Consider the following 23,367-nt stretch of genomic DNA (forward strand, 5'->3'; position numbering starts at 1 on the left):
ACTTACGTTCTCTCGGTCTCCCATCGGTTAGCCGGTAGTCGACCAACCGATCCGAACCGCCGTGTACGGACCCGTACGCACGGTGGTGTGGGAGGGGTCGGGCCGCGAGGCCTGCCCCTATCCCGATTTCGTCGCGAACGCTACCAGCGATCGCGATCCGGCATCGAATCGACGGCTGTCGCGATACGATCCTCGAAAAGCATCTCGTCGTGCTCGGCGGGTGAATAGATCTTCGGAAACTGCACGTAGCGTTCCCCCTCCATCTCTACCCATTTGGCCAGCTGGATGAGTTTTCGCCAGCGTGCCGCGTCGTTGAGCACCGGGTCGATCGGCCACGAGTCAAACGTCACAACAGTGGCGTCCACTAGACGGCGGGCGATCATCGCGAACATCGGGCCAATCTCTTCCCAGTTGCCGTCGGTGCGCGAAAGAAGGTCGAGGACAGCGGGGATATCGGCAGCACCGACCTCGCGCTCGACGAGGCGCTGCAGGTCGGTTTTCTCGGCTTCAGGCCGCACCAGCCGTCTGTTCCAGACCGCGCCGCACCGGTCCATCGCAGCCTTCTCATCGCGGCCAGTGGCTTCCCACGGCGTTTGCATTCCACAGTCCGCGCAATAGATACAGACGAGGGGCTCGGTCTTCGGGACCTCTCGCGGACGCGGCAGCCGGTCGCCAATGCGTGGGGGGCCGGACATGCGGCCCCACTCGGTGAAGTCGTACTGAGGGTTCGGGAGCTTGCAGACGAGACGTTGAGAGCGACCGACAGTTGGGCGGCCGCCGCAGTGGTCGCAGGGAATCAGCTGCTCGTACATGGCGAGAGAGTAGTGGAATGATAGGCGGTCATTATCCACGCAACGCCAGTTTTCAATTCCGCAAGGTGAGCGGTGCAAGGGCCGCAACTCGGGAGTCGGGCTTTGACTATTCCTGACGCTTATTGCGAGACTTCGTTGAGCAGTCTTCTTTCCGCGAAGCTTCCGCCGCACGTTGGTCGAGTGTGTCTTGCACTGCCTCGACGAGGGAGGTGAGTTTCTCGGACAGGCTCGCGTCCTCTGGAACGCTCTCGGCTCGAAAGATCAATGCGTCCTCCGCAGCGACATCGGCGAGAGACGAAAGGGCCCTGGCCAGTTTGGGCGTGAGCCTTTCGTGAAAAAAGAGATCGATGATCGACTCGGGGAATTGGGCGAGGAAAAGTGCTTTGCGCACGCGAGCCGCCGGAACCTTCACTTCCCTCGCGAGTGCATCCAACGTGGGCCAGATATGCCCGTCCAGCGCCGACTTATAGAAAGACACGTAATCGTGTGGCCGGTCGACGCCCCGCCTGGTCATTTCGGCATGGTACCAAGTCAGTTTCTTTCTGGCCTCCTCCAGGCCCTCCCGCGCAACCAATTCCTTCAGAGAGTCGATCGTTGTATCTTCCATCTTCAGCCTCGCGCCGCCTTGCTGCCGAGAACGTATTCCCGGATCACTTTCATGCAATGGGCGTCCGCCTGCGCTGTTGCGCCGGAGAGCCAGGACTGATCTAGAGGCGTGCACATGCGCTCGAGGGCGGCTCGCACGGAGTCTGGGACGGGGTTGTCGATGACCTCACGGGCCAGGCGCTCGGCCTCGTCCAGCGCGGTCGAAACGGCTGTTCGTTCGTTGCAAGGTGAAATTTTCCGAAGATCGAAGCGCGCGGCCGCGATCGTCGCCAGCAATCGTGCGGCTCGTTGTCGCGATGGTTTAGGTGTGCAAGCGCAGGGCGCGTCGGCCTCCGATGGTGTGTCGATCCCTTCGGGCGGGGCGATCTGCGCTTGTGCCTCCGCCTCGTCCTGGTAGGCCTTACCTGGAGCGGCGACCTCGACGCGAAGCTCTGCAGCATGGGCGACTGGAGCGGCGGTGAGCGCTGCGTCGTATGCCTGCCGGACGGTAGATTGTGGACCCGCAATCGAGTAGCCGTCATCGCTAGACGGCGGCAGCGGCTCCAATCCGAGCGCGATCGACATTGCATTGAATGCGTCTACGGTTGGCTCGATAGGCATGAGCTTCCAGCCTTGCGGCGATCGCGCCGCATCGGAAGGCGCGCTGAGTGAAACGCCTCCATCTGCTGTTTGGATTGTGCTGTCGTTCACGTTGCGGTTACTCGCGTCGGTTAGAGATCGAGGTTAAACCCGGCGATCGGGGGCGGGCCGGGTTAGATCGAATCCAGCCTAACCAGAACTGCGCGATGTCAAGCGCGCTCGATCGGGACGGGGAGCTTGATCGCTGCGAGGTTTTCGCGATCGACATTCCACTCGACAGCGGGGATACCTTGCGTCCGTCGAAGCGCCTGTTTCTCGGCCTTGCGCTGTTCGTAGCTTGCAAGGCCGTTCATGCCGTAGATCTCGACGTGCGTTGGTGGGTGCGTGTCCAGCAGCACGAAGTCGGCCAACATTTCTTCGCCGTCCGCCATGCGGATCGGTTTTTCGAACCGGCGGTGCTCGGCCACAAGCCGATTGGCCATCGCGACCTCATGGATCGAATCGCACGGCAGGAACACCGACGAACACAGCATCGCAGCAAGATCGACGATGCGCAGATATCTTTCTGCCATGCGCTCGACGAGGAGCAGTGCGACGACGCGCGCCGTGGGCTTGCCGACAGCGCGCCACGCATGCCGGTACTTCTTCGTTGCCTGATCGACGAGCGTCATCGACGCGAAGTACTGCTGCGGGTGCTGGCGCAAGGTGATCTTCTTGCCAAACTGGGTGTCGGCGACCGTTGCGATCTCCCCCAGGATCAGGGCACGCCGCGATACCCCTCCGTCGTTGACTATCCGCCTTTTGAAAGCGGCTAACTCGCCGTTGATCGCGGCACGCTCTTCCTGCTCAAAGCGGCGCATGACGTGCAGGATGTCGTGCGCGGGAGATCCGTTGATAGTCGCCGCCTCCCCCATTCCTGCATGCAGCATCGCATTGACGGAGCCCCAGCTCCGCGACTTCGGCGTGCCGTGCCAGAACGTCAGGCCCCCGCTCGTCCAGAGCGCATGCAGGAAGGCGAGTAGGGGCGCGGATCGCCGTGATGCACGAGTCGAGCCACCGATATCGCGCGTTCGGGACCGAGACCCGGTTTCCTGCTGGACCAACGAGACGTCGAGGCGGACGTTCAGCCCGGCCGGGCCGGCGATGATCGCGGAGAGGCTATCCGGCCCAAGGGCTGTGTCCGTGCCGGGCTTCTTCTGGAAGTCGCAACCTTCGGCGTGATGCACGCCATCGTCGGGCCAGCCGGCCAGATGAAAGCGCGAGCCATACCGGCGGATCACGAGCCTGCGAGGCGCGTCCGTGCGGCAGTGGCACTGTGCGAAGCCGGGGACAACCTTGGCGCGCTCAAGGCGGCGGGCGAAACGGGCTGGATGTTCCTGCACTTCGGTGAGCGGCACGCGCTCGCCGTCGAACGATACTTCGAACATTGGGGTTCTCCTGGAAGGGGCGCCGCGAGCAGACTAGGCCACGACTTCGACCAACCGTTGGGGACCGTGCCAGAAAGAACCATCGTCGGTGTTGAGCACGGTCACCATCTCGTTGTCCGCGTCGTGCTGCGTGACTACGCCTTCGCAGGGGGCTACCGCGTCCGTCGGGTAACGGACGCGGCGCAGGCGAAGCGAGGCAACACCGGAAGTGAAGGCGGTCGGGGACATCGGTCCATCTTCGCGCCTTGGGAGCGAGATGAAGGGGGAAAAGCGAGCGAATTTCACGCCCGTTTCGACCGACTGTCAGCCGGAAAGCTGCACAAAAACTGCATCATTCCGGGCTTAAGCGTTTAGGCGCCTAAACGGGCAGGATCGCGCTACTGCAGCTGCACCCGACGAAACGACATCGCGCCCCCCGACGGAGTACCGAGAATCAGGCGCACGCGACGTTGAAGGTCCGCATGAAACGCGCCGGACACGGAGAGGGGTGCACCAAACGTCATCCTCACGCAGCCGAGCAGCATATAGAGCATGGCAAAGATGCTCGCGACGCTGCTTGCCACTAGATGCAACCGGTTCGCGAGACTCTGCACCGGATCTCCGTGTGCCTCCGTCGAGGCGATGAAACTGAGAATAGCGCGGGCGGAGTCAGCCGGATAAACCAGCCATTGCCACGCAAGGTAGACGCTGAGGAGCGCCGCCGTGACAGCAAGCGTCAAGACGGTGTGGCGCCAGATCGATCCCAGGATCGTACTGAACTGGGCGACGTAGTTCCGCGCATCGTTCGCGACAACAAGCTTCATGTTGGCGAAGAGCGGCTCCGGGACCTCTCCGATTTCGATATCGTCGATGGTGACTTTCATGACGGCGCGATCGTCTGCTTTGGCGACATTCCTACGTAGTTCTGCAACCTTCACGCGCCGGATGGCTTCGAGCCCCAGTCCGACCACAAGGGAGAAAGCCACGATGCGCGCAACGTTAGGTTGACGGCTTGTGGTCAAGCTAAGCAGCCAAAGTACGCCAAGCGCCGTTGCCGCGGCCGAGAGAACGAAAACGAGCGAGCCTGCCCAGGCACGCGGCTTCTTCAGATCCAGCATGGATATCTCCTGACATGAGCGTGGCCCAATTGCCCGCCCACGTTCATTCTCCGGCGCGCGCCAGGCCTCATGGGGCGGGAAAGCCCGCCGATATGGGCGCTAAAGCGGCCCGGCAGGTTGTTTCGAATCCTGTTATCCACAGAGTTGCCACCAGAAACTGTGGATAAGAAGCGTCTCGCCCAGAGCGAAAGCTCATGCGTAGCAGCGCTCTTTACACGGGCATCCTGCGACGATTCCCACTTACGATAGCGAAATCACCCGCGTCTCCGACGCATCGAACCAAACCGGCGCTGCCGGTCTTTTCTTTTTATCCCTGTGGGGCATCGCGCCCGCAGGGAGCCATGCCCCTCTTTCATTCTGGAGTAGGGCATGAGCAAGAGTGCACAACGAAAGCACGAGAAGACGGCTGACGAACATCAGCGCAGCCTTGTTGCTTTGATTAACGAATTTTCGTATGGGCATCATCTCGACACGGTCTTTCGCGATTTCGTCGAGCTGGCTGCGCTGGCGATAAGCAACAGCGTCGACCGTGCTCAGTTCGACGCGCGGGAAAAGCGCTATCTCGAGATCGTCGGGAAGTACAAGCCGGACGAGGTGGCGAGGTTCCCGAAGATGCTTGCGGAGCTCACGATGTCGTTCGAGGTGCGGGTCGCTGCGATGACCGCGGGGCGCGAACTCGGCGTTCGGGGAGGTGGGCTCACCGATGTACTCGGCGAAACCTACATGATGCTCGACCTCGGTAACGCGCGAAGTGGCCAGTTCTTCACGCCTTATCACGTCTCGCACCTCATGGCCGGGATCCTCATGGCAGGCAGGATTGACGCCGCACGCTCGCGGGAATTCGAGCGCGTTCATGAACCGGCGTGCGGTGCGGGTGGCATGGTCATCGCAACGGCCGAGGCTTTTCATGATGCGGGCATGAACTATCAGGAGACGATGCACGCAACCTGCATCGACATTGATCCCTGCTGTGTCCACATGGCCTATCTGCAGTTGTCGTTGCTCCACATCCCCGCGATCGTGGTGCACGGTAACGCGCTATCAATGGAGGTTTGGGGGCATTGGTTCACGCCCGCGCACGTGCTCGGGGGATGGAGTCGCCGGCTGCGTGCGCGCAAGGCGCTCGATGCGATGCGCGAACTGATGGGCACTCCTGAGGGCACACCTGAGGACGAGACTGCCGTGTTGCTAGCAGTCGATGCGACACCGCCGGCGAACGACGTCAACGAGGTCGAATCGGACGGGGTCGCAGTGCTTGAACAACCGCGGGCCGACGCACCTGACGTCGCGGACACGTTCGAGGAGGCGATCGCAACGCTCCCTGCGTCACGGTCCATCTTCGACGTCGTAGACCAGCTAGCGCTGTTTTGAATGAAGGGCCCGGATTTCTTCTCCGGGCCCTTTCCTTTTTAAAAGCCATCGCGTATTGGTGATCTTTTCGGCCGCGCGCCGCGCGCTGCCGGGCTATTGTCTTCGTATTCACCGCGCTTTCTGCGCATCGACACCGGCCCTCGCGGCCATTTTTCTTTTCACCCTTCGGGAATCCTGTTCCCGTTGGGGCGGGTTCCCTCTCAGGAGACTCGCAATGCAAGAACTCATTCAGCAACCGACGCTTCCGCTGTCCCGCATCAAGCTCGGTCGTAACCCGCGAACATACTTTGACGACGCAGAAATGCAGGAAATGCGCGCGTCTGTGCGTGCTCGCGGCGTTGATACCCCGATTCTCGTTCGCCCGATCGACGATGGGTTCTATGAACTCATCGCCGGCGGGCGGCGCTACAGAGCCGCTATGGAAGAATGTGGCGAGAGCTACGAGATGCCCGTTGCGGTGAAGTACGTCGACGAGTTTGAAGCCGAAGAAATGGCGCTTATCGAGAACATACAGCGTTCCGATATGTCGCCTGGCGAGGAGGCAGTCGACGCGGCGAAGCTCGTCGGCCGCTGTCAGGGTGATCGAGAGGAGGCGGCACGCCGCCTCGGCTGGAGCGTCCAGACGCTCAACGGCCGTCTCGCGCTCATGAACTGCAGTGCGTCCGTCCTGGAAGCGCTCAACACTCGCAGCATCAAGCTCGGCCACGCCGAACTGTTCGCCGCGTTCACAAAGGACCAGCAGGACAAGCTCCTGCCCGTCGTCGTGAAGGAAGGCCATAGCGTCGCCGACCTGAAGAAAGTGCTGGAGCGGGCGGCATGCTCACTCTCAGCGGCAATCTTCGACAAGGTGGACTGTGCCGGATGCCAGCACAACTCGGCCGCTCAGGCGGAGATGTTTGGCGAGTCGATCGGCACCGGTAGCTGCACGAACCGCGCCTGCTACAACGAGAAAACGGAAAAGCAGCTTGACGCAACGGCCACAGGCCTGCGCGACGAGTACCAGACCGTTCGCATCGTGCGCCCCGGCGACAACCACACGCGCATCCAGCTCGTGGCGGATGGTCCGAAGGGCGTTGGCACTGAACAGGCGAAGGCGTGCTACGCCTGTCAGAACTTCGGCGCGGCGGTGAGCGGTCTGCCCGACTCGCTGGGCAACGTCTACAAGGGCCAGTGCTTTGATACGGTCTGCAACATGAAGAAGGTTGCAGCGCGCATCAAGAGCGCAAAGGCAACGGAACCGACGACGGCGAAGGCCGCGACGGCAACCGGAGCCTCGAAGGCTGCGGGCCCTGCAAAGGGTGACAAGCCCACTGCAGCAGCGCCTGAAGCGACTGTGGTTTCCGAATCCGAAAGGGTGAAGGCATACCGGGTCGCGCTCTGGCGCAAGGCACTGCGTCGCGACATCGGCACGAATCTCGAACTGGTTCGCCAGTACCTGATTTCGATCGTCGCGACGGGGCAGGCTCGCAGCATCAGCGAAACGGCCTTCCGTGCATTCTGGGAGCGACTGCTCGACGACAAGCCGCCTGTTTCCAGTTTCGGCAAGGCGGCGGATGCCGCGAAAGCCGCATCGTCTCTCGCGCAGGAGAACCTCATCGTCGCGATGCTGGCTTCTGCGATCGAGAGTGTGGACGTGCCGTACCTCACCGAGATGTGCAGGCACCACAAGCTGGATCTCACGAAGTACTGGAAGCTCGACAAGGCGTTCCTCGATCTCATCACGAAATCCGAGATGAAGGTCGTGGCCGACGAACTCGGCATCCGTGCTGCGATGGGTGATGACTTCAAGAAGGTCTTCGCGAAATCGAAGCCCGAGGTGATCGAAGCGCTTCTGGGCGTCAAGGATTTTGACTACGACGGCAAGGTGCTGAAGGTCCTGAAGTTCTGACCGCCGCCCCGGCTCATTCCCCCTTTCACGCCGCGTTAATCGCGGCGTTCTTTCTTATTTAGAGGTTCTTTATGTTCCAGCAACTCGAAGCGATCGTGCGCGAGACCGGAAAGGTCACGCTCACGTTGAAGATGGCAGGCGACCAGATGGCAGTCGTGGTGATGCCGGGCGGCGACTCGAAAGAGGCGGCGCTGCGTCAACCCCTGGTGCTCACGGCGCTCCCGGCTGAGCTCGACGACGGCTTTGTCGCTGCCCTGCAATCGTTTCATGGCGTGCACCGTTCCCTCGCGGAACAGGTGAGCGCTACGAACGAGATCCTGCAGGCGGCTGAGAAGTCGCAGGCGGGCAAGGCGCAGAAGGCGTTGTCGAAGGGATCGAAGGCGGCGCTGCCCGCGCCTGCATCGGTGATCGACGGCGACGACGAGGGATCGTCCGACGACGACGGCCACTCGGCTGCGAAGCCGGAGGTGGCTGCTGCAACGTCGGAGCCGGCGGCACCTGCTGACGGCAAGACCGATCTCTTCGGACTTCTGTGAGGACTCGCGCCATGGCAATCACCGTAGCCACGCTCGTTCGCGAATTTCACTACAACGGCATGCAGTTCGTGGATCCGGGTCCGGCGTTCTCGCCCGACCAGGTTCGCGATCTCTACGCGGCGCAGTACCCGGAACTCACGACCGCCACGGTCGATGGGCCGGAAGTCGCAGGCGAGGTCGCCCGCTACAAGTTTGTCCGCGCAGCGGGTGCCAAGGGCTCCCATGCGTAAGGACACCTTGCTCAAGGCCCTGTCCGACCCGGAGAGCGGCTTTAGCCGACAGGAACCGCCCGAAAGGGCGGTTTTTCTTTACGACGACGAGATGAACAAATGTTGCTCGATCCTTCATACGCTGATCGAACGCTCGTTGATGGCGCGTGCGAAGCCTGGCAACCGCCACGCCTTGCCGCTCCCCGACATCGATCTTCCCCTTGTGTTCTGACGCTGCCTGATCTGGCGCCCGACGTCCCGTCTGGCATCACGCTCAAATGGCGTGCCGACGTCGCCGTCAACGACATCGTCCTGGAGCAGTTCCGGTACGGGCCGTTGCGTGCGACGGACGTGCACGCGCCGGCGAGCGCAGCCGACGCCTTCCAGCAGGCGTTCTTTGCCTGGATGCAGCGGCAGTTGCGTCAGCCGTTGCGATACCTCTCGGTCAAGGTGGAGCTATGCGACACCAACGCCGTTGAGGATCGCCTGGCCTACCAGCACAACGATGAATTTGAGCCGAAGGGGCCGCTTCATCTGGGTGTGAAACTCACCGATGAGTGGGTTCATGAGATCGGGCCTCTTGCCGAACCACTCAGGGCCTGTCATCCGCTCCTGCTTCACACGCTTTTCTCGCTCGTCGACCGGGTCTCCGGAAAAACCGTCCTCATTCGCACGCCTGGCTGGTTCCTCCAGGAATTCGCCTGCATGAACTGGGAAGGCGACGAGAGCGCGAAAGACGAGGACGTGCGGCATTTCCTGACGGAGTACCACGGTCAGGATGAGGAGACGGTTCAACGCCATCTCCCATCGGTCGTTCGTCCGGAGATCTATCCCGATGAAATCCGGTCGCCGTCGAGGCCTGAAGGGCGTCGCAGCAGACGGCTTGAGCTCTCCGAGCGCGAGCTTCTCGAACTGCAGGCCTGTTCTTCTGGCATGCCTGCGAACGTGTGTGGGGAGCTTGTCGCGCTTCATCGACTGCTCAGGCGGGCAGGCAAGCGAGCGCTGCTGAACACGGGCTATGACTCCCGTCCGATGTACTCGGGCTGCACGTTGATGCTCGCGACCAATGAGCGATCCATCGAGATTCTCGATGACTACATGAACGGTGAGTACCAGGCCGGAGAAGCGACCGAGTACAGCTGTTTCATTGAATTTTCCAGCACAAAACAGGGCATCTGCGAGCAGTACGCGCAGTGGAGCCTTGCCTTCCAGATGCTTCACCACCTTGATCGCCTGCTGGCGCTGGTGGTCAGCCCTTGACCAGGAGTTTTCCCATGAGTGATGTTTCAATTGGCCGCACCGGCCATGACGTTTCGCTGTCGTCTGCATTGTTGCTCTACGCGGGCGAGAACGGTGCGCACTACGCGACCGTCCATCGTATCGCTGCTGATCGCGTGTCGGGGCGCCCCATCATCGGGGCAGGCCGTCCCCTCGATCGCCGCGCGCTTGTCGCTACGCTCGTGCAACTCGAGAAAAGCGCAGCGCCAAAGTGCGAGTTTCTTCCCGCCAACCTGCTTGGCGTGTCGTCGGCCGCGGTGACGTGGTGGTGCCCGCCGGCGCCGCGCCGTGTCTTCTTCAACTGCAAGGAGCTCGGAAAGCGCAGTCGCGTTGTCTCGCATCCGGGGCTGGTGTTTCAGGCCTCGCTCACGGGCTTCCGTGTGTTCGCGCTGAAGGAAAGCGGACGCCCGAACCCGGACACGCCGCTGTTCGAGCCACCGTATTTCAACACCTGGGACCTCGGCGAGATCTGCATTGGCTCGGCACAGGTTCCACGACGCATCGAGGTTGATGCGATCGGTGGCTGGGAAGAGGGCTTCTTCAACTCGGCCTTCACGCACCCGAATCACGGTGGCAAGCGTGTGACCTACAAGGACGGCTTCTACGCGTTCTGGCGCGACATGCTCGACGGCAAGTTCGAGGCATTTCCGCTCGACGTGCTGGTGGCGATGACAGGAGCGACAGCCGGCAAGCTTGTCGCCGGGGTTATCGGGGGTAAAGCATGAATCAGATCGATTTTGCTTTGCAGCTCTCGTTTCCCTCGGTGATGGTGCCCACGCGTGAGCCGGTGGTACCGATGGCCTGGCCTGGAGAGCGGTTGCTCATTGCGTCGAATGGCGTCTTCCTTGAGATCAACCGCCCGTGGATCCGGCTGGTCCGTCGGCTGGGTTCCTTCGAGTGGCGCACGGCTGTTCCTTATGGCGAGGCGGCCGAGCTGACCGAATTGCCATGCGGTTCTGTGCCGGCCGAGCTCGTCGCAGAGTTTGCACGCATGGCGCGTGCGGCCCTGCCCAACGAGGCGGGCGCATGGATTGTGTGGGAAGCGGCAACAGGCCTCTTTCGCCTGGTGCCGCTTCCATCGTTGTCGCACAGTCCCGCACACCTGAGCTATGACCGACCACAACTGCGTGATCGCGAATGGCTGGTGATTGACTGCCATTCGCATGGTCGCGGCGATGCGTACTTCTCGGGAACGGACGATCGCGATGACCAGCACGACGTGAAGTTTGCGCTTGTGCTTGGGCATTGCCATCGCACCCCGTCAGTCGCGCTGCGTCTTTGCGCGAAAGGGCGATTCGAACCCGCGCAGACGATTCCGCAGAAGTGGTTGACGGCGTTGGAAGGGGAGGTTGCATGAACGGACCGATCCTTCACAAGACGCCGCAGCACATGCTCACGGGGCCGTGGCGCGTTGTCGTGGTTGGCGCAGGCGGCACTGGCAGTGCGCTGCTGCCGTCGCTCGCGCGACTGCATCACGCGATGATCGAGCTCGGTCACCCGGGCGGTATTGAGTGCACGGTGTACGAAGACGATACGGTAAGCGAGTTCAACGTCGGCAGGCAAGGCTTCTATCCCAACGACGTCGGGCAGTACAAGGCGACGTTGCTTGTGAATCGCCTGAACCTGCTGATGGGCACGAACTGGGTGGCCGAACCGCGCCGCATTGATTCGCGTATCAAGCTGCACGCCGACATTGTCGTTGGCTGCGTCGATTCGCGACGGGCCCGGCACGCCATCGCGCAGGCCGCGAAACGGGGAAAGTGTCTCTACTACCTCGACTGCGGCAACGAGACGGACCGTGGTCAGGTCATTCTTGGCGAGTTCGGCAAGCCCCGGCATGACCGGTTGCCCCATGTGGGCGACCTGTTTCCAGAGCTGCTGAATCCTAAGAATGACAAGGGCGATGACACCCCGTCGTGCTCGATGGCGGACGCGTTGCGTAAGCAATCGCTCGTCATCAATCAGGCGATCTCGGTTCAGGCGTTCAACCTGCTCTGGTCGCTGTTTAGAAATGGCGGTTTGTCGTTTTCGGGTGTGTTCGTGAATCTCGCAACGGGACGCACGAACCCGATTCCGATTGACACCGCTGCTTGGGCGCGCTTCGGCTACGAAGCACCTCCACCGAAGAAGAATACCCAGAAGCGGCGGACTTCTGCGGTCGCAGCTTGAGGGCGCCGCTTCCCATACGGGAAGCGGTGCATTCTTTTAGTCGGACACAGAAGGAGCGACACGACTCCGCACTTGGAGGGAGCGAATGGAGAAGCGTGACGAGAACACGTGATTCTTTCAGGAGACCAGCGGAAGCATCGCATCAGTTTCGTCGAAAAGCGATTGGAGACTCATGGCGCGGATATTCTTGCGGATAGCTCAGTTGTCCTCTAATCTGAAATTCAATTCTTCGGGATACCTTGGGAGGAGTGACTGTTATGAGATTTTATCACTACACCACGAAAGCCGGCGCAAACGGAATTACCCAAAACGCATTGCAACAAGCGGTAACGGCGGAAAGTGAACCATGGCAATGCAGGGAAAGTCAGCCTCAGATTTGGGTAGACCATTCAAAGCAGCACCCGAAAGGGTTCTATCTGACGACTTTGTCGCCAGAGCAGATAGTGGCTGGTGCGGAGGGAAAGGAGAAGAAGAAAGCTGGCCAAAAAAAGCGAAAAACCGGCATAAACGATTTAGAGGATCCGTACGTACTCGTTTTCGATTTGCCTTGGGTTACGCCGAAAAAAATATCAAAGGTTGACGATAGCGTTAACAATGGTGATAGAAAGATCAAGAAGGTCGGTGAACCCGAAAAATTCTGCGCAACACGGATAAATCAGCAACATTTGGGTTCGGATGATGTAGTCGTACCGTTTGAACTCAGCGAGTGCAAATGGGCGGGCCCCGCCGGCAGCGTTCCAAAGCAGATCTAGTAACAACATTTCCGGTCAGTGCATAACGTGATCGTTACGCACTCGCATCTAGAGATTGACGTTCGTTGTGGACTAACGTGCGGTCACACACAATTGAATGTTTTCTTTCATCTGGGTCAGGGTTAAGGAGCGGTATGCGCCCTGTCGCTGCAATCTGCTGGCAACCTCTCGCAGCCTGGGATGTGCGTTCACAGTTCGCTCGCAGGACCTTGATAGCGATCGACTTTCGCGCGCGCATAGAAAACCAGATCGCCGTCACACCCGTTTCACGCGATCGCGTCAGTTTCGCCGGCACCCAGCTGGCATCGAATACAGCACGAGGCTACCCGCAGGATGTGGCTGGAACGCTGCCACGCTTGGCGACCAGCACTTCTGTGACGTTGCGCTGGCAAGTGTCTGGAATCCGGTATCCGCTGCAGCGAACATCGTGCGCGCGCCGCGTGTGGTGCCGTCCGATAAAACATAGGCTGTTTAGGCGAGCATTCCGGTTCAGAATGGAGCGTACGGGCCGTAGACTGTCCTTATTTCCCGCGCTTTTAGCGCATCGACCTGACCACAGCGGCTTGCTGCTGTGCTGCTTTCTTTCTCACCGGCCGGACTTTCGTCCCGCCGCCAATTCTTACCCCCCGTTGGGAGCCCACTCCCATTCGGGACACGGCTCCCTTTTTTATTCGAAGGAGCCGTACCATGCTGACCGTTTCCGCTGTCTCGCAACCGGCCGTTAGGGTTTCCGAACTCTACGGCTTTCGCGAAAAGCAACGCATCATCGCGCAGGATGTTCAGGCCAGTCCCCCGCAGCTTCACGCCGGTACGATCGTTTCCGTTTGGAGCGATCGCACGGCAACGGTGCAGTGGGACTACGATCTGCCGTTCGCTGTTGAGCGTCATCTCGTCAACGCTGGCCACGTCGAACTTCATAATCTGACGCTTCATTCGTAATGGCGTGGGCGTTAGCCCCGCCTTCAACGCTTCACCTGCGCTGGGAGCCACCTCTCAGCGCAATCCCATACCCGTTCGGGCAACCACTGCCCGAACGGGCTCCGGTTGCCCTCATCGTTTTGAGGCAACCGCCATGATCCGCATTCTTCTCGCCATCGTTGTTCTTTCCGTGCTCTCCGGCTGCGCAAGTACCGACTTCGGCTCGCCCGATGTCTATCAGCGTTCGGACGTCCAGCGCGCCGGCACGCTCGAACAGGCCACCGTCGTTCGCGTTCGCCGTATCACGATCCAGGTTCCCGGCAACAATTCGGGGCTGACGGGCCTCGTGTCTGCAGGCCTCGGCGCCTTTCTCGGTTCGAAGGCGATCGGCAACGGTAATGGCCGCTACGTCGCGGCTGCGATGTCTGGCGCCGTGACGGGTTTCGTTGCACAGCACGTCAGCGACGCGCTCTCGCGCACCGCCGGTCTGGAGATTGTCGTGCGCAAAGTGGACGGTTCGCTTCGCGTCATCACGCAACCCGACGACCAGCTTTTTTCGCCCGGCGATCACGTGCTCCTGATGGACACGAATTCCGGCATCCGCGTCACGCACTGACGCCTTCTATCTGCCGGCTACAACCGGCTTTCTTCCTGTATTGCGAGGCGGTCCCGAAAGGGCGCCTCGCTTTTTCTATTGGGCCATTCATGAATCACATCAACCGTGTGTTGCATGCGGACCGCCGCAGTGCGGGCGCGGCACGCGACGCTGATTTCACGCGCCGCGCGCGCGGATTCCTGCACCGGGTTGCCGGTGACCTTCGCCTGCGCGCAGGCGAGCACGACATCGCAGCCGAGCCGGCAAATCGCGGTCGCGGCTGCCGCGTTTCGCTCAACACCGATCGGCTAATCCTTGAGGTGACGGATTCTCCCTCCCGCGGGGCCGTCGCCATGTCGTTTCGCACGCGCCGCGGTCGCTCGGACCTCTCCGGCGGCGGTGACAATGCAGTGAGCGCAGAGCAACTCGGAAGTCGAGAGGGCTACGAATCGCTAATCGGTGCACTGCGTCTGGCCAACGGGCTGGACAGCGAACGTCGCTAGGAGACGTCGATGCAGATCATCAAGATCGAGATCGAATTTCCGGGCGGACCTGCGATAGCGGATAGTGCGGCCTGGAACGAGGACACGGGTGAAATGTGGGTGTCTGAGCGTCTCAAACAGATCGTGCGCGAGCTGGAGGTTACCGAGGCGCCTCCGGAGGTCACGGCCACGTGCCGCGGACAAACGGTCTCGCTGAAGTCCATGAAAGACGGCAACTTCATCCTCGCGCAAGGCGAGGTTATCCATTCGTCACCCACAGTTGCGGGGCAGATCCGACATCTCTTCCGAAACCCGACGAAGGATCAACGCCAGCAATTCGGCCGCTTCCTTCACACGCTTTCAGCGGGTTCTGTCATTGGTGCGGTGGGGTTCTGGCATTCGACCACTCAGTGGACGTTCCAGAACGCGTTCGCTGAGGCGAATCTCTGCTTTGCCGGTGTGATACTCTTCTACATAGGTATTCTTTGCATGGATGGAGAATGACAATGGGCTGGAGCTTCTTTGCATTGGCCGTCGCACTTGCGTTCAGCGCACTCGGTCTGATCATGAACCACAACGGCCGTAAGGCTGATCGCGAACGCCGTCGCCATTCGCACTGATTTTGGGTCGTCGGCTTCGGCCGACCATCACACATAAAAGGCCGCACCTTTGGGTGCGGCCTTTGCCATTTCTGGACCATTTTCTCCATGAACGCAACTGAACTTGATCTGCCGGTCGCACTCGCGGCTGCGCCCTTTGACACCGTAGGAAAGACCGTTGGCGAGGTCGTCCAACTGATCGGACAGCGTCTGCGCACGGCCGAGCTCGATCCCGAGTGGGCTGTCGCCGCCAACTGGGTCGGCGAAGCCAACGACTCCGTCTTCGGACTGAAGGCCGAAGCACCGTGACCTAAATGTGTCGATCGTGATCGCCTGTGCCTGTGGGTGGCAACCGGCCATTCGGAAGGTTGGCTCATCCAGATCGACCACGTCCGTCTGCACAAGGCTGGCGACGGCGGGCACTGGAGCAGCGTGCCGCTTGTGCGCATCAAGACGCTGACGCGCTCGCATGCGTGGGCAGTTGCCGCTGCCGTATCGCGCATGCTTGACATCGACTAAACGCAGACATTTCTCTTCCCTCGCGGGGCCTTCGCCCCGACGGGTGATGGCCTCTGCTTACCGGTGCCTTCATCCATGTATACCTTGACCACCCCTAATGCAGTTCTGACGTCTGCGACACTTGCGGGCCTCTTCCCGTTGTTTGCAGACGATCGCATTCGCGAGACCGACACGTGTTTTATACGACTGGCCGGTGCCGAAGCAGGCGAGCGCATCACGCGCTGCAACGGCGTGCTGGCGTTGCGCATGCCGGGTAGGGCGCGCAACATCGTGACCGAGATGCTTCACGAGATCCGTCGTGCTGGCTCATTCGTTCGGGCCGACGGCTCGCACCGCGAACCGTGGGAAATCCTCGCGAGCGACTGGAGCGCATTGTTCGAGTTCGTCGAACTCTGCCGCAATCCGAATCTGCTGCTTTCCTCGGACCAGATCGACGCCGCAAGGGCCGAGGCCAGGGCAGCAGGCAAGCACTTTGTGCTGTCGGACGTCTGTATCGAGGCGATGGAGCGGCTGTTCGGCTTTGGCTATTGCGGCCCGCGCCTCCCTGGGACCCGGGAAGTACAAAGCCGCCACTCGCTGCACGTCGCGTACGCGCTGCTCGCCAACTTGCCGGTTCCGGATAGGGTGCTGGAAACCTACCGGTCCGATCCGGGTGCGTTTCAATACGCGGAGTGGGGCGAGGTGCTCGTACGCGTGCCCAGCCTGCGTGGGGCGATTCCGGGTGCGAAGTTGCGCACCATCGCCTCGGTCATGCGCCACAACGGCAAGTCCGTCAACGAGCAGAACGTGGACATCATCACGATGCTCGCGCGCCTGCTGCCCGACGATGCTCCGTATCCGCATGCGGAAGACATCCTTCATGCCCACGGTCTCATCGACGATCTACCGTTGCCCGAGACGTTCAGCAAGCCGGTCGACGTTGGCCAGCCTGTCTCGCCGTTGGCCAATCGCGTTCGCGAACTGGTTGCGGCAAGCATCTGCAGGCGGACAGTCGAATACGCCGACAAGGAGCTGAAGGCGGGACGCATAAGCCAGCGCATGCATCGGCACCGATCCAACATTGCCCGACTCGATCAGGGACGTCACACCTTCGAGTATGGCAACCGGATGGCGCGCTCGCTCGCCGAACGCAATGTGGAGGCCTTGCTAAAGGTGCTGGACACTTCCGACGAGCACAACCGGGCCAGCAAGACGGCGTTCGAGGAAGTGCTTGGGGTCAAGCTGCTACGTCTGCGCCCGGCAGCACGGCGCCGCGCGGTGTTCCTGTTGTGCGGCTACGACGAGTTGCAGCAGGCGCAGTGGGAGGCGCAGGCAACACAGCGCGAGGCTGAGTCGGAAGCCGAACGCGATCTTCAGGACGCGCGCAAAGCTGCCACCCAGGCCCGTTACAGGGACGCTGAGGATGCAGTGATCACGGGCATGGAGCATGTTGATCGAGCGATCCGTGAGGGCTACTCGACGATCCGTAGCTATCGCCGCGGTGCGACCGTGAGGTACGTCCTGGCACGTGGCGAGGAGCGCACGGCACGCCGGCTCAGTGCGAAAGACGGCACGCTCGCCTATGCGCGTGCGGTCCTCGGCACCTTCGCATCGTAGGAGGTGGCTATGCGTTTTGACCGTGAACCGCGGGCGGAAGGCTACAACTGGACCGCCCGCAAGGAAGCACTTTTCCTGCGCCGGGAGGCGCGTGAGGTAGAGAAGATCGCGCGTGACTATCCGCTCTTCGTCGGGCAGTTTCAGCCGCGGCCAACGCTGCCGGTTGACGATGAGCGCAGACGTCGCGAGCGCATGTTGCTCGAAAGCGACCAACGCTGGCGGGACCTGCAGGCGCGCTTCTGGCGTCAGGCGCGAAGCGCGTATTTTGCGTGTTCGCCTGAGATGCGCGCTGCGATCCTCGTCGAATGGAACGAGTGGCGTGGCGCCGCGAGGCCGCTGTACTTCACCTACGTCGTCGAGAAGCACAACGGCGTGGGCGAAGCGCGTTCGCGTCGACTCCGCGAGGAGGACGCGGCCATGCTCGCCCGTATCCGGGCGCGTGAAACTTTGCAGGCCAGGTTGTCGCTGGCATGAGACCTTGACCCGACCGGCGCATTTTTGCGCCGGTTTTTTTTCGTCCGTTCGCAGCGGCCCGCGCACGAAAGCTACCCCGAATTGCCCAGCATTGCGAGGCCAGAAGGGATCTCGCGAGCCTAAACTGGCTTCTGTTACCCGCGTCCCTGACGCATCGAACCCGCCGGCGAAGCCGGCTATATAACCCGCCTGGAAGGGACACCGTCCCGGTTCGGGCGCGGCGTCTCCCGGGCTTTTCCCCAAAGGAAATCGCCCATGAACACGCAACCTTCCGCCGTGACGCTCGCGCAGCTAGAAAGTGCGATCAATCACTGGCGCGAGCGTCGCCCGAGTGCCGAGCAGGATCAACCGGTGCTTTGCGCGGAAGCTCGCGCGCTGGCAGACGTCTACGGCCTTCTGATCTATAGCGGCGCCCCGAGCGTCGAGTATTCGACGCTTAACGCCTTGCAGCGCGACGCCCTCGCGGCCGTGCTGCGCTAAACGCCTTTTCGCGCCAACGGCGCATCGACCGCCGCTAACGCGGCAAGCCACTACACCCTGTCGGGACAACGCTCCCGATAGGGACGTTGCTCGCACAGGGTTTTCTTCTTCAAGGAAACTCTCATGCAAGTCAACGCTTCCCAGCTCAACGCATTGCTCACCGCCTACGTTCCGCAGCGCCTTCCGGTGCTGATTACGGGACGTCCGGGCATTGGCAAGAGCGACATCGTGGCGCAGGTCGCGGACACGGTTGACCACGATCTGATGATCAGTCATCCGGTCGTCGAAGACCCGACAGATTCGAAGGGCCTCCCGTTCGCGGCGGCCGATGGCCAGTCCGCACGCTTCCTGCCGTTTGGCGATCTGGAGCGTGCGCTGCAGTCTCGCAAGCGTCCGCTGATCTGGTTTCTCGACGATCTCGGGCAGGCCTCGCCTGCGGTGCAGGCCGCGAAGATGCAGCTGCTGCTCGCGCGTCGTATCGGCGAGCACAAGCTGCCCGATAACGTCACGTTTCTTGCGGCCACCAATCGCCGTAACGACAACGCGGGCGTGAGCGGCATTCTCGACCCGTTAATCTCGCGCTTTGCCACGGTGGTGGAGCTCGAAGCGACGATCGAGGAGTGGACCGCTTGGGCCGTCGCGAACGACATTGCTCCGGAACTCATCGCGTTCCTGCGTTTCCGGCCTGATCTGCTGTCCGTCCAGAAAACGTCACGTGACATCGAAGCGACGCCGAGCCCCCGCAGCTGGGGATTCGTTGCCAAAACGATGGGCGTGGTGCCGAAGGAGCTGGAACTGATCTCCCACGCCGGTTCAGTAGGCGAGGGCGCGGCAACCGAGCTTTTGGCGTTTATCGAGATCTACCGCCAGTTGCCGTCGCCAGCGGTAATTCTCGCCACACCCGATGTTGCGCCGATTCCCGACGCGCCGTCGGCGCTTTACGCAATCAGTGCCGCGCTGGCGATGTACGCGAAAGAAAGCAATTTCGAGCGAGTCGTCACCTACACCGAGCGTTTGATCGGTGCAGGTCTGAGCGAATTCGCCGCGTTGCTGGTGACGGACGCGCTGCGCAAGACGCCGGATATCGCGAACACGCATGCGTTCATCAAGGCGCAAGGCGGTCCGATCGGCAAGCTGATTCACGGCTAAGCGGATGCGTTGAGGAGAGCACCATGTTCTACAACGCGCGTCGCGCCCAGTTCTATCGCCTCGTTTCCGAGACGTATGTATTGACCGAGCCTCAACTGCTTCGCATCGTCCGTGCGAAAGACGTCTGGTCGGCCAGGTATCGCGCGGCCGCGCTGCGTCATCTGCATCGTCTAGCCCCCCTCGATGTCACCCAGGGGCGGCCGTTTGCGGAAGCGCGGCGGCTGGCCCGGCACCATTACGGCGTCTGACCATGCGCTCCGGCGGTCTGTACCGTCGGAGCGCGCATCGCCTCATCCCTTTTCTTCGTTGTTCCGGGTCGCGTCCTGCACGCGCCCGCGTCGCTGTTCTCTTTCCCGATTCATTCCATTTCATATCCTTTCTGGAGCCTCTCCATGAACATCACCGATATTCAATCGCGCGTCATGCTTTGCTCGGTCACCATCTCGTCGTGGGTCGCACGACGCTTCGATGAGAAGGTCACCGAGGAGGTCGAAACCCGTCACGACACGAAGGGCATCGGGCGCTTCAACAAGCGCCTGTTGCCTGAAAACGCCCCCAGCTTCAAGGAGGTCGTGTCGCTTGGCGGCCGCATCCGCCGCTACTTCTATGACCACACGCTGGAGTACAACCAGCTTTCCGTGCGCCTGCTGCCGACCAACATCTACATGGAGTTCTCGGCGCAGATGCGAAAGATGAAGGACGATTTCGATCTCGCCGTGCAGGTCTTTCTGACCGACTACCTGGACCTCAAGGAACAGGCACGTCAGGAAATGAATGGCCTGTTCAACGAGGCGGACTACCCGACGCTCGCGCAGCTTGGCGAGAAGTTTGGTGTGCGCATGGCGGTCCTGCCGTTCCCGGACGCCAGCCAGTTCGGCGTCGATCTGCCCGAAGATGTGCTTACGAGCTTGCGCTCTGAAATCGACCAGCACGTCCTGCGCTCGATTGAGGACGCCAACCAGGACATCGTTCGCCGTCTCTACGATGCTGTGTCTGCGATGGCCAACCGGCTGTATGCGGCGGGCGGTGTGCGTATCGATGTGGCTGACAACGTGCGCGAGCTGTGCGGACTGCTGCCGAAGCTGAATTTCAGCAACGACCCGCAGTTGAACCACATCCTCGAGCAGGCCAACCGCCACCTCGCCGTGCACAACGGCGTCGACCTGAAGGAATCCGAGGTGCTCCGCTCGCAGGTGGCCGCCAAGGCAACCGAGATCGAGGAACTGATGGAAGCCTTCATGGGCGGCAAGCCGCATACGACGATGCCCAAGCCTGGCCAGGCGCCGCAACTGCGCATTGCAGCGTGAGGTGAGCATGGATCCCCGCATCTCGAAACAGCGTTCAGCGCTCGTGATGGACCAGCCGTTTTTTGGCGCGCTGGCGCTGCGTCTGAAGGTACTCGAGGATCCGGCATGCAGGACGTTCTGGGTGGACGGGGAGACGCTGGGCTACAACCCGGCGTTTCTCGCCACCCTGACCGATCCGGAGTGCCGCGGCGTGCTCGCACACGAGATCCTGCACGTCGCTAACGGCCACTGCTTCCGGCAAGGGCCGCGCGACGCCGACAGGTGGAATGACGCGTGCGATTTCGCGATCAATCCTATAGTGAAGCAGGCCGGTTTTGTGCTGCCACTTCCGCACCTCGACGACGCACGCTTTCATGGCAAGTCGGCCGAGGAGATTTACGCGGTCCTCACGCAGGATGCGAGGCAAAAGGAGAAGGAGAAGTCTGGCGGCAAACCCGGCGCGCAATCGCCGGGTGGCCAGCAGCCTTCCGCGAACGGCGCGAACACAACGTCAGCGGCTCCCGAACCTGATGCACCGTCCTCCTGCGGGGAGGTCCGCCCCTATCCGGGGCCGGACAAGCCCGTGAAGGAAGCCGAGTGGAAGGTTGCCACGCTTCAGGCCGCGAAAGCGGCGAAGATGCGTGGCAAGCTCCCCGGCGGCATGCAGTCGATGGTGGAAGAGGTGGCAGAGCCTTCTGTGGACTGGCGTGCGATCCTGATGCGCTTCGCGCAGCAGGTGACCAACGACGACTACAGCTTCGCGATGCCCAACCGCCGTTACCTGCATCTCGGGTTCTACCTGCCGTCGCTGCATTCGCCCGCAGTTGGCGACGCGGTGTTCGTACGTGACAGCAGCGGCTCGGTTTTCGATGAGACGCAGGCGCAGTTCGCGGCGGAGATCATCCACGTCGCTGAAGTTGTGCGGCCCTCGCGCCTGATCGTGATGGATTGCGATATGCGCGTCACGCAGGTGCAGGTCTTCGAGCGGGGCGACCCGATCGAGCTTGCGCCGGTGAAGGGCGGGGGCGGTACGGCGTTCACCGACCCGTTCCGCCGTCTGGAAGAGGAGGGCATCAATCCCGCGTTCCTCGTCTACCTGACGGACATGGATGGCAGCTTTCCTGAAGTGTCGCCGTCGTACCCGGTGCTGTGGGCGTCGACCACGCCCCTTCGTCGGGCACGTCAGGCGCCCTTCGGCGAAATGGTCGAGGTGATCATCTGATTGCCCGTTTTCCTTTAACCCCACCCGGCTCATTGAGCCGGGTTTTTTTTCGCCCACGCGTTGCTACGCGCGGCCACTGAACCGGATGCGAGCGGGCGAAAAGCTGCACAAAAACTGCACCATTCCGGGTTTAAGCGTTTAGGCGCCTAAACGGGAGTGGGGCAACACACTTCCCCCGGGACCGGTGCGTGGACGTTCGGAAAAGCTGCCGAATATCGCTACCCTTTTGCCCGGTCGGCGGGGCGGACGGCCCGGAACAATACCAGCATGTCCGATGCCGCCGAAAACCTCCTGCTCAAGTTCAACCGCCTCGAAGAGAGCGCGGTCAAGATGTTCTTCGCGTCGCTTGCGCCGTTGCGCGAGTTTCTCGACGCGCCCGACATCGCCGAAGTGATGGTCAACAACCCGAAGGACGTCTGGATCGAGCGTCGCGGGGTGCTCACACGTGTGCCGCTCGAACTGAACCCTTCAACGCTCTCGGGCGCGATTCACTCGCTCGCCTCTTCTGTTGAGAAGTCGGCGAAGGCGGGCACGGCGCAGGGGATTCTGAACGCGGGCCACGGCAACCTGCGTATCGCTGCCGTCATGCGTCCTACCGCCATTGACGGCGACGCATTGAGCATCCGAAAGCACCGCGACAAGCACCTATCGCTCGACGACTACGTACAGGCCGGTGCGTTTTCTAGCTCTCGCGCGCGCGAGGATGTCGATTTCGAATTCTTTCGACCTGGCATCGAAAACGACGAGCTGCGTCAGGCGCTGCGCGAGATCGTGCGCGCGAAAAAGAACATCCTCGTGGCCGGCGGTACGTCATCGGGCAAAACGACCCTGCTCAATGCCATGGGCGCCGAGATCCCCGATGAAGATCGCGTGATCACAATCGAGGACACGATGGAGTTGAAGCTGCCGGTGCCGAACAAGCTGCGGCTTCTCTCAAACACCGACACCGGGGTCTCGACCCAGATGCTCGTTGCGCTTTGCCTGCGCTTTCGTCCCGACCGGATTCTGGTGGGCGAGGTGCGCGCCGGCGAGGCCTACGACTTCATCCAGGCACTGAACACCGGCCACGACGGCGGCCTAGGCTCGATTCACTCGAGCACGGCGCGAGGCGGGCTGCGCCGGCTTGAGAGTCTCGCCATGCTCGGCGTGCCCTCCGGCACGCGCTGGGACATCTCCGACCTGCGACAGAACATCGCCAGCTGCTTCAACTATGTCGTTCACCTGAAGCGCACCGGCGAAATGCGCCATCTCTCCGAAATCCTCGAAGTCCGGGGCTATGACAACGGGGACTACATCCTCAAACGCGTTTTCTAAACCACTGGA

The 23,367-nt window shown here is 61.6% G+C and carries 28 protein-coding genes; 22 read left to right on the plus strand and 6 right to left on the minus strand.

Annotation, left to right across the window (positions count from 1 at the left end):
* Positions 1–140: 140 nt before the first annotated feature.
* The 6 genes from VSR72_RS20580 to VSR72_RS20605 form a co-directional block, all read right to left on the minus strand.
* Positions 141–812, minus strand: coding sequence for a Lar family restriction alleviation protein (locus VSR72_RS20580; RefSeq protein ID WP_342954181.1), 672 nt, complete (start codon positions 810–812; stop codon positions 141–143).
* A 106-nt stretch (positions 813–918) separates the two neighbouring features.
* Positions 919–1,419 (minus strand): hypothetical protein, encoded by a 501-nt coding sequence (locus VSR72_RS20585; protein WP_342954182.1) that lies wholly within the window; start codon positions 1,417–1,419, stop codon positions 919–921.
* A 2-nt stretch (positions 1,420–1,421) separates the two neighbouring features.
* Positions 1,422–2,108 (minus strand): hypothetical protein, encoded by a 687-nt coding sequence (locus VSR72_RS20590; protein ID WP_342954183.1) that lies wholly within the window; start codon positions 2,106–2,108, stop codon positions 1,422–1,424.
* 98 nt (positions 2,109–2,206) lie between these two features.
* Complete coding sequence (locus VSR72_RS20595; RefSeq protein ID WP_342954184.1) at positions 2,207–3,424, minus strand: DUF1173 family protein; 1,218 nt, start codon at positions 3,422–3,424, stop codon at positions 2,207–2,209.
* Between the two features lie 33 nt (positions 3,425–3,457).
* Positions 3,458–3,652, minus strand: a complete 195-nt coding sequence (locus VSR72_RS20600; protein ID WP_342954185.1) for a hypothetical protein — start codon at positions 3,650–3,652, stop codon at positions 3,458–3,460.
* 149 nt (positions 3,653–3,801) lie between these two features.
* A complete protein-coding gene (locus tag VSR72_RS20605; protein ID WP_342954186.1) occupies positions 3,802–4,521 on the minus strand; it encodes a hypothetical protein in 720 nt (239 codons plus the stop codon).
* Positions 4,522–4,890: 369 nt separating this feature from the next.
* On the opposite strand from VSR72_RS20605, the gene VSR72_RS20610 reads away from it, so the two are divergent.
* From VSR72_RS20610 to VSR72_RS20715, 22 genes are all read left to right on the plus strand, one after another.
* Positions 4,891–5,892, plus strand: a complete 1,002-nt coding sequence (locus tag VSR72_RS20610; protein ID WP_342954187.1) for an N-6 DNA methylase — start codon at positions 4,891–4,893, stop codon at positions 5,890–5,892.
* Positions 5,893–6,106: 214 nt separating this feature from the next.
* Positions 6,107–7,780, plus strand: coding sequence for a PRTRC system ParB family protein (locus tag VSR72_RS20615; RefSeq protein ID WP_342954188.1), 1,674 nt, complete (start codon positions 6,107–6,109; stop codon positions 7,778–7,780).
* A gap of 71 nt (positions 7,781–7,851) precedes the next feature.
* Positions 7,852–8,316, plus strand: coding sequence for a PRTRC system protein E (locus tag VSR72_RS20620; RefSeq protein ID WP_342954189.1), 465 nt, complete (start codon positions 7,852–7,854; stop codon positions 8,314–8,316).
* An 11-nt stretch (positions 8,317–8,327) separates the two neighbouring features.
* On the plus strand, positions 8,328–8,546 hold the full coding sequence (locus VSR72_RS20625) for a PRTRC system protein C (protein WP_342954190.1): 219 nt from the start codon (positions 8,328–8,330) through the stop codon (positions 8,544–8,546).
* Positions 8,547–8,645: 99 nt separating this feature from the next.
* Positions 8,646–9,785 (plus strand): PRTRC system protein F, encoded by a 1,140-nt coding sequence (locus VSR72_RS20630; protein WP_342954191.1) that lies wholly within the window; start codon positions 8,646–8,648, stop codon positions 9,783–9,785.
* Positions 9,786–9,799: 14 nt separating this feature from the next.
* Positions 9,800–10,528 (plus strand): PRTRC system protein B, encoded by a 729-nt coding sequence (locus VSR72_RS20635; protein ID WP_342954192.1) that lies wholly within the window; start codon positions 9,800–9,802, stop codon positions 10,526–10,528.
* Positions 10,525–11,160 (plus strand): PRTRC system protein A, encoded by a 636-nt coding sequence (locus tag VSR72_RS20640; RefSeq protein ID WP_342954193.1) that lies wholly within the window; start codon positions 10,525–10,527, stop codon positions 11,158–11,160. The genes VSR72_RS20635 and VSR72_RS20640 overlap by 4 nt, the downstream gene beginning before the upstream one ends.
* The gene (locus VSR72_RS20645; RefSeq protein WP_342954194.1) at positions 11,157–11,972 is read left to right on the plus strand and encodes a PRTRC system ThiF family protein; all 816 of its coding nucleotides are present in this window, start codon (positions 11,157–11,159) and stop codon (positions 11,970–11,972) included. Before VSR72_RS20640 ends, VSR72_RS20645 begins: the two co-directional genes overlap by 4 nt.
* Before the next feature lie 257 nt (positions 11,973–12,229).
* On the plus strand, positions 12,230–12,724 hold the full coding sequence (locus VSR72_RS20650) for a hypothetical protein (protein ID WP_342954195.1): 495 nt from the start codon (positions 12,230–12,232) through the stop codon (positions 12,722–12,724).
* Positions 12,725–13,411: 687 nt separating this feature from the next.
* Positions 13,412–13,663: a hypothetical protein gene (locus VSR72_RS20655; protein ID WP_342954196.1), complete on the plus strand. Its 252-nt coding sequence runs from the start codon at positions 13,412–13,414 to the stop codon at positions 13,661–13,663.
* Between the two features lie 133 nt (positions 13,664–13,796).
* The gene (locus VSR72_RS20660; protein ID WP_342954197.1) at positions 13,797–14,258 is read left to right on the plus strand and encodes a hypothetical protein; all 462 of its coding nucleotides are present in this window, start codon (positions 13,797–13,799) and stop codon (positions 14,256–14,258) included.
* Between the two features lie 491 nt (positions 14,259–14,749).
* Complete coding sequence (locus VSR72_RS20665; RefSeq protein ID WP_342954198.1) at positions 14,750–15,223, plus strand: hypothetical protein; 474 nt, start codon at positions 14,750–14,752, stop codon at positions 15,221–15,223.
* 203 nt (positions 15,224–15,426) lie between these two features.
* The gene (locus tag VSR72_RS20670; protein WP_342954199.1) at positions 15,427–15,627 is read left to right on the plus strand and encodes a hypothetical protein; all 201 of its coding nucleotides are present in this window, start codon (positions 15,427–15,429) and stop codon (positions 15,625–15,627) included.
* Positions 15,628–15,663: 36 nt separating this feature from the next.
* Positions 15,664–15,837, plus strand: a complete 174-nt coding sequence (locus VSR72_RS20675) for a hypothetical protein (protein ID WP_342954200.1) — start codon at positions 15,664–15,666, stop codon at positions 15,835–15,837.
* Between the two features lie 231 nt (positions 15,838–16,068).
* Positions 16,069–17,433, plus strand: coding sequence for a hypothetical protein (locus VSR72_RS20680; RefSeq protein ID WP_342954201.1), 1,365 nt, complete (start codon positions 16,069–16,071; stop codon positions 17,431–17,433).
* 9 nt (positions 17,434–17,442) lie between these two features.
* On the plus strand, positions 17,443–17,907 hold the full coding sequence (locus tag VSR72_RS20685) for a hypothetical protein (protein WP_342954202.1): 465 nt from the start codon (positions 17,443–17,445) through the stop codon (positions 17,905–17,907).
* Between the two features lie 255 nt (positions 17,908–18,162).
* Positions 18,163–18,387, plus strand: coding sequence for a DUF3717 domain-containing protein (locus VSR72_RS20690; RefSeq protein WP_342954203.1), 225 nt, complete (start codon positions 18,163–18,165; stop codon positions 18,385–18,387).
* A 123-nt stretch (positions 18,388–18,510) separates the two neighbouring features.
* Positions 18,511–19,536 (plus strand): ATP-binding protein, encoded by a 1,026-nt coding sequence (locus VSR72_RS20695; protein ID WP_342954204.1) that lies wholly within the window; start codon positions 18,511–18,513, stop codon positions 19,534–19,536.
* Between the two features lie 23 nt (positions 19,537–19,559).
* Positions 19,560–19,784 carry a hypothetical protein gene (locus VSR72_RS20700; RefSeq protein WP_342954205.1) on the plus strand — a complete coding sequence of 75 codons (225 nt, stop codon included), beginning with the start codon at positions 19,560–19,562 and terminating at the stop codon, positions 19,782–19,784.
* Between the two features lie 144 nt (positions 19,785–19,928).
* Complete coding sequence (locus tag VSR72_RS20705) at positions 19,929–20,843, plus strand: hypothetical protein (RefSeq protein ID WP_342954206.1); 915 nt, start codon at positions 19,929–19,931, stop codon at positions 20,841–20,843.
* Between the two features lie 7 nt (positions 20,844–20,850).
* Positions 20,851–22,044 carry a VWA-like domain-containing protein gene (locus tag VSR72_RS20710; protein ID WP_342954423.1) on the plus strand — a complete coding sequence of 398 codons (1,194 nt, stop codon included), beginning with the start codon at positions 20,851–20,853 and terminating at the stop codon, positions 22,042–22,044.
* Between the two features lie 267 nt (positions 22,045–22,311).
* Entirely contained in the window at positions 22,312–23,358 is a 1,047-nt protein-coding gene (locus tag VSR72_RS20715) for an ATPase, T2SS/T4P/T4SS family (protein ID WP_342954207.1), read from the plus strand.
* The last annotated feature ends 9 nt before the right edge of the window (positions 23,359–23,367 follow it).

Origin of the sequence: Paraburkholderia sp. JHI869 (assembly GCF_038900775.1) — a bacterium.
Lineage (GTDB): Bacteria > Pseudomonadota > Gammaproteobacteria > Burkholderiales > Burkholderiaceae > Paraburkholderia.

Coding starts and splice junctions, on each gene's coding strand:
- VSR72_RS20580 (WP_342954181.1), bottom strand. CDS start 812: ATGTACGAGCAGCTGATTCCCTGCGACCACTGCGGCGGCCGCCCAACT.
- VSR72_RS20585 (WP_342954182.1), bottom strand. CDS start 1,419: ATGGAAGATACAACGATCGACTCTCTGAAGGAATTGGTTGCGCGGGAG.
- VSR72_RS20595 (WP_342954184.1), bottom strand. CDS start 3,424: ATGTTCGAAGTATCGTTCGACGGCGAGCGCGTGCCGCTCACCGAAGTG.
- VSR72_RS20600 (WP_342954185.1), bottom strand. CDS start 3,652: ATGTCCCCGACCGCCTTCACTTCCGGTGTTGCCTCGCTTCGCCTGCGC.
- VSR72_RS20605 (WP_342954186.1), bottom strand. CDS start 4,521: ATGCTGGATCTGAAGAAGCCGCGTGCCTGGGCAGGCTCGCTCGTTTTC.
- VSR72_RS20610 (WP_342954187.1), top strand. CDS start 4,891: ATGAGCAAGAGTGCACAACGAAAGCACGAGAAGACGGCTGACGAACAT.
- VSR72_RS20615 (WP_342954188.1), top strand. CDS start 6,107: ATGCAAGAACTCATTCAGCAACCGACGCTTCCGCTGTCCCGCATCAAG.
- VSR72_RS20620 (WP_342954189.1), top strand. CDS start 7,852: ATGTTCCAGCAACTCGAAGCGATCGTGCGCGAGACCGGAAAGGTCACG.
- VSR72_RS20625 (WP_342954190.1), top strand. CDS start 8,328: ATGGCAATCACCGTAGCCACGCTCGTTCGCGAATTTCACTACAACGGC.
- VSR72_RS20630 (WP_342954191.1), top strand. CDS start 8,646: ATGTTGCTCGATCCTTCATACGCTGATCGAACGCTCGTTGATGGCGCG.
- VSR72_RS20635 (WP_342954192.1), top strand. CDS start 9,800: ATGAGTGATGTTTCAATTGGCCGCACCGGCCATGACGTTTCGCTGTCG.
- VSR72_RS20640 (WP_342954193.1), top strand. CDS start 10,525: ATGAATCAGATCGATTTTGCTTTGCAGCTCTCGTTTCCCTCGGTGATG.
- VSR72_RS20645 (WP_342954194.1), top strand. CDS start 11,157: ATGAACGGACCGATCCTTCACAAGACGCCGCAGCACATGCTCACGGGG.
- VSR72_RS20650 (WP_342954195.1), top strand. CDS start 12,230: ATGAGATTTTATCACTACACCACGAAAGCCGGCGCAAACGGAATTACC.
- VSR72_RS20655 (WP_342954196.1), top strand. CDS start 13,412: ATGCTGACCGTTTCCGCTGTCTCGCAACCGGCCGTTAGGGTTTCCGAA.
- VSR72_RS20660 (WP_342954197.1), top strand. CDS start 13,797: ATGATCCGCATTCTTCTCGCCATCGTTGTTCTTTCCGTGCTCTCCGGC.
- VSR72_RS20665 (WP_342954198.1), top strand. CDS start 14,750: ATGCAGATCATCAAGATCGAGATCGAATTTCCGGGCGGACCTGCGATA.
- VSR72_RS20670 (WP_342954199.1), top strand. CDS start 15,427: ATGAACGCAACTGAACTTGATCTGCCGGTCGCACTCGCGGCTGCGCCC.
- VSR72_RS20685 (WP_342954202.1), top strand. CDS start 17,443: ATGCGTTTTGACCGTGAACCGCGGGCGGAAGGCTACAACTGGACCGCC.
- VSR72_RS20690 (WP_342954203.1), top strand. CDS start 18,163: ATGAACACGCAACCTTCCGCCGTGACGCTCGCGCAGCTAGAAAGTGCG.
- VSR72_RS20695 (WP_342954204.1), top strand. CDS start 18,511: ATGCAAGTCAACGCTTCCCAGCTCAACGCATTGCTCACCGCCTACGTT.
- VSR72_RS20700 (WP_342954205.1), top strand. CDS start 19,560: ATGTTCTACAACGCGCGTCGCGCCCAGTTCTATCGCCTCGTTTCCGAG.
- VSR72_RS20705 (WP_342954206.1), top strand. CDS start 19,929: ATGAACATCACCGATATTCAATCGCGCGTCATGCTTTGCTCGGTCACC.
- VSR72_RS20710 (WP_342954423.1), top strand. CDS start 20,851: ATGGATCCCCGCATCTCGAAACAGCGTTCAGCGCTCGTGATGGACCAG.
- VSR72_RS20715 (WP_342954207.1), top strand. CDS start 22,312: ATGTCCGATGCCGCCGAAAACCTCCTGCTCAAGTTCAACCGCCTCGAA.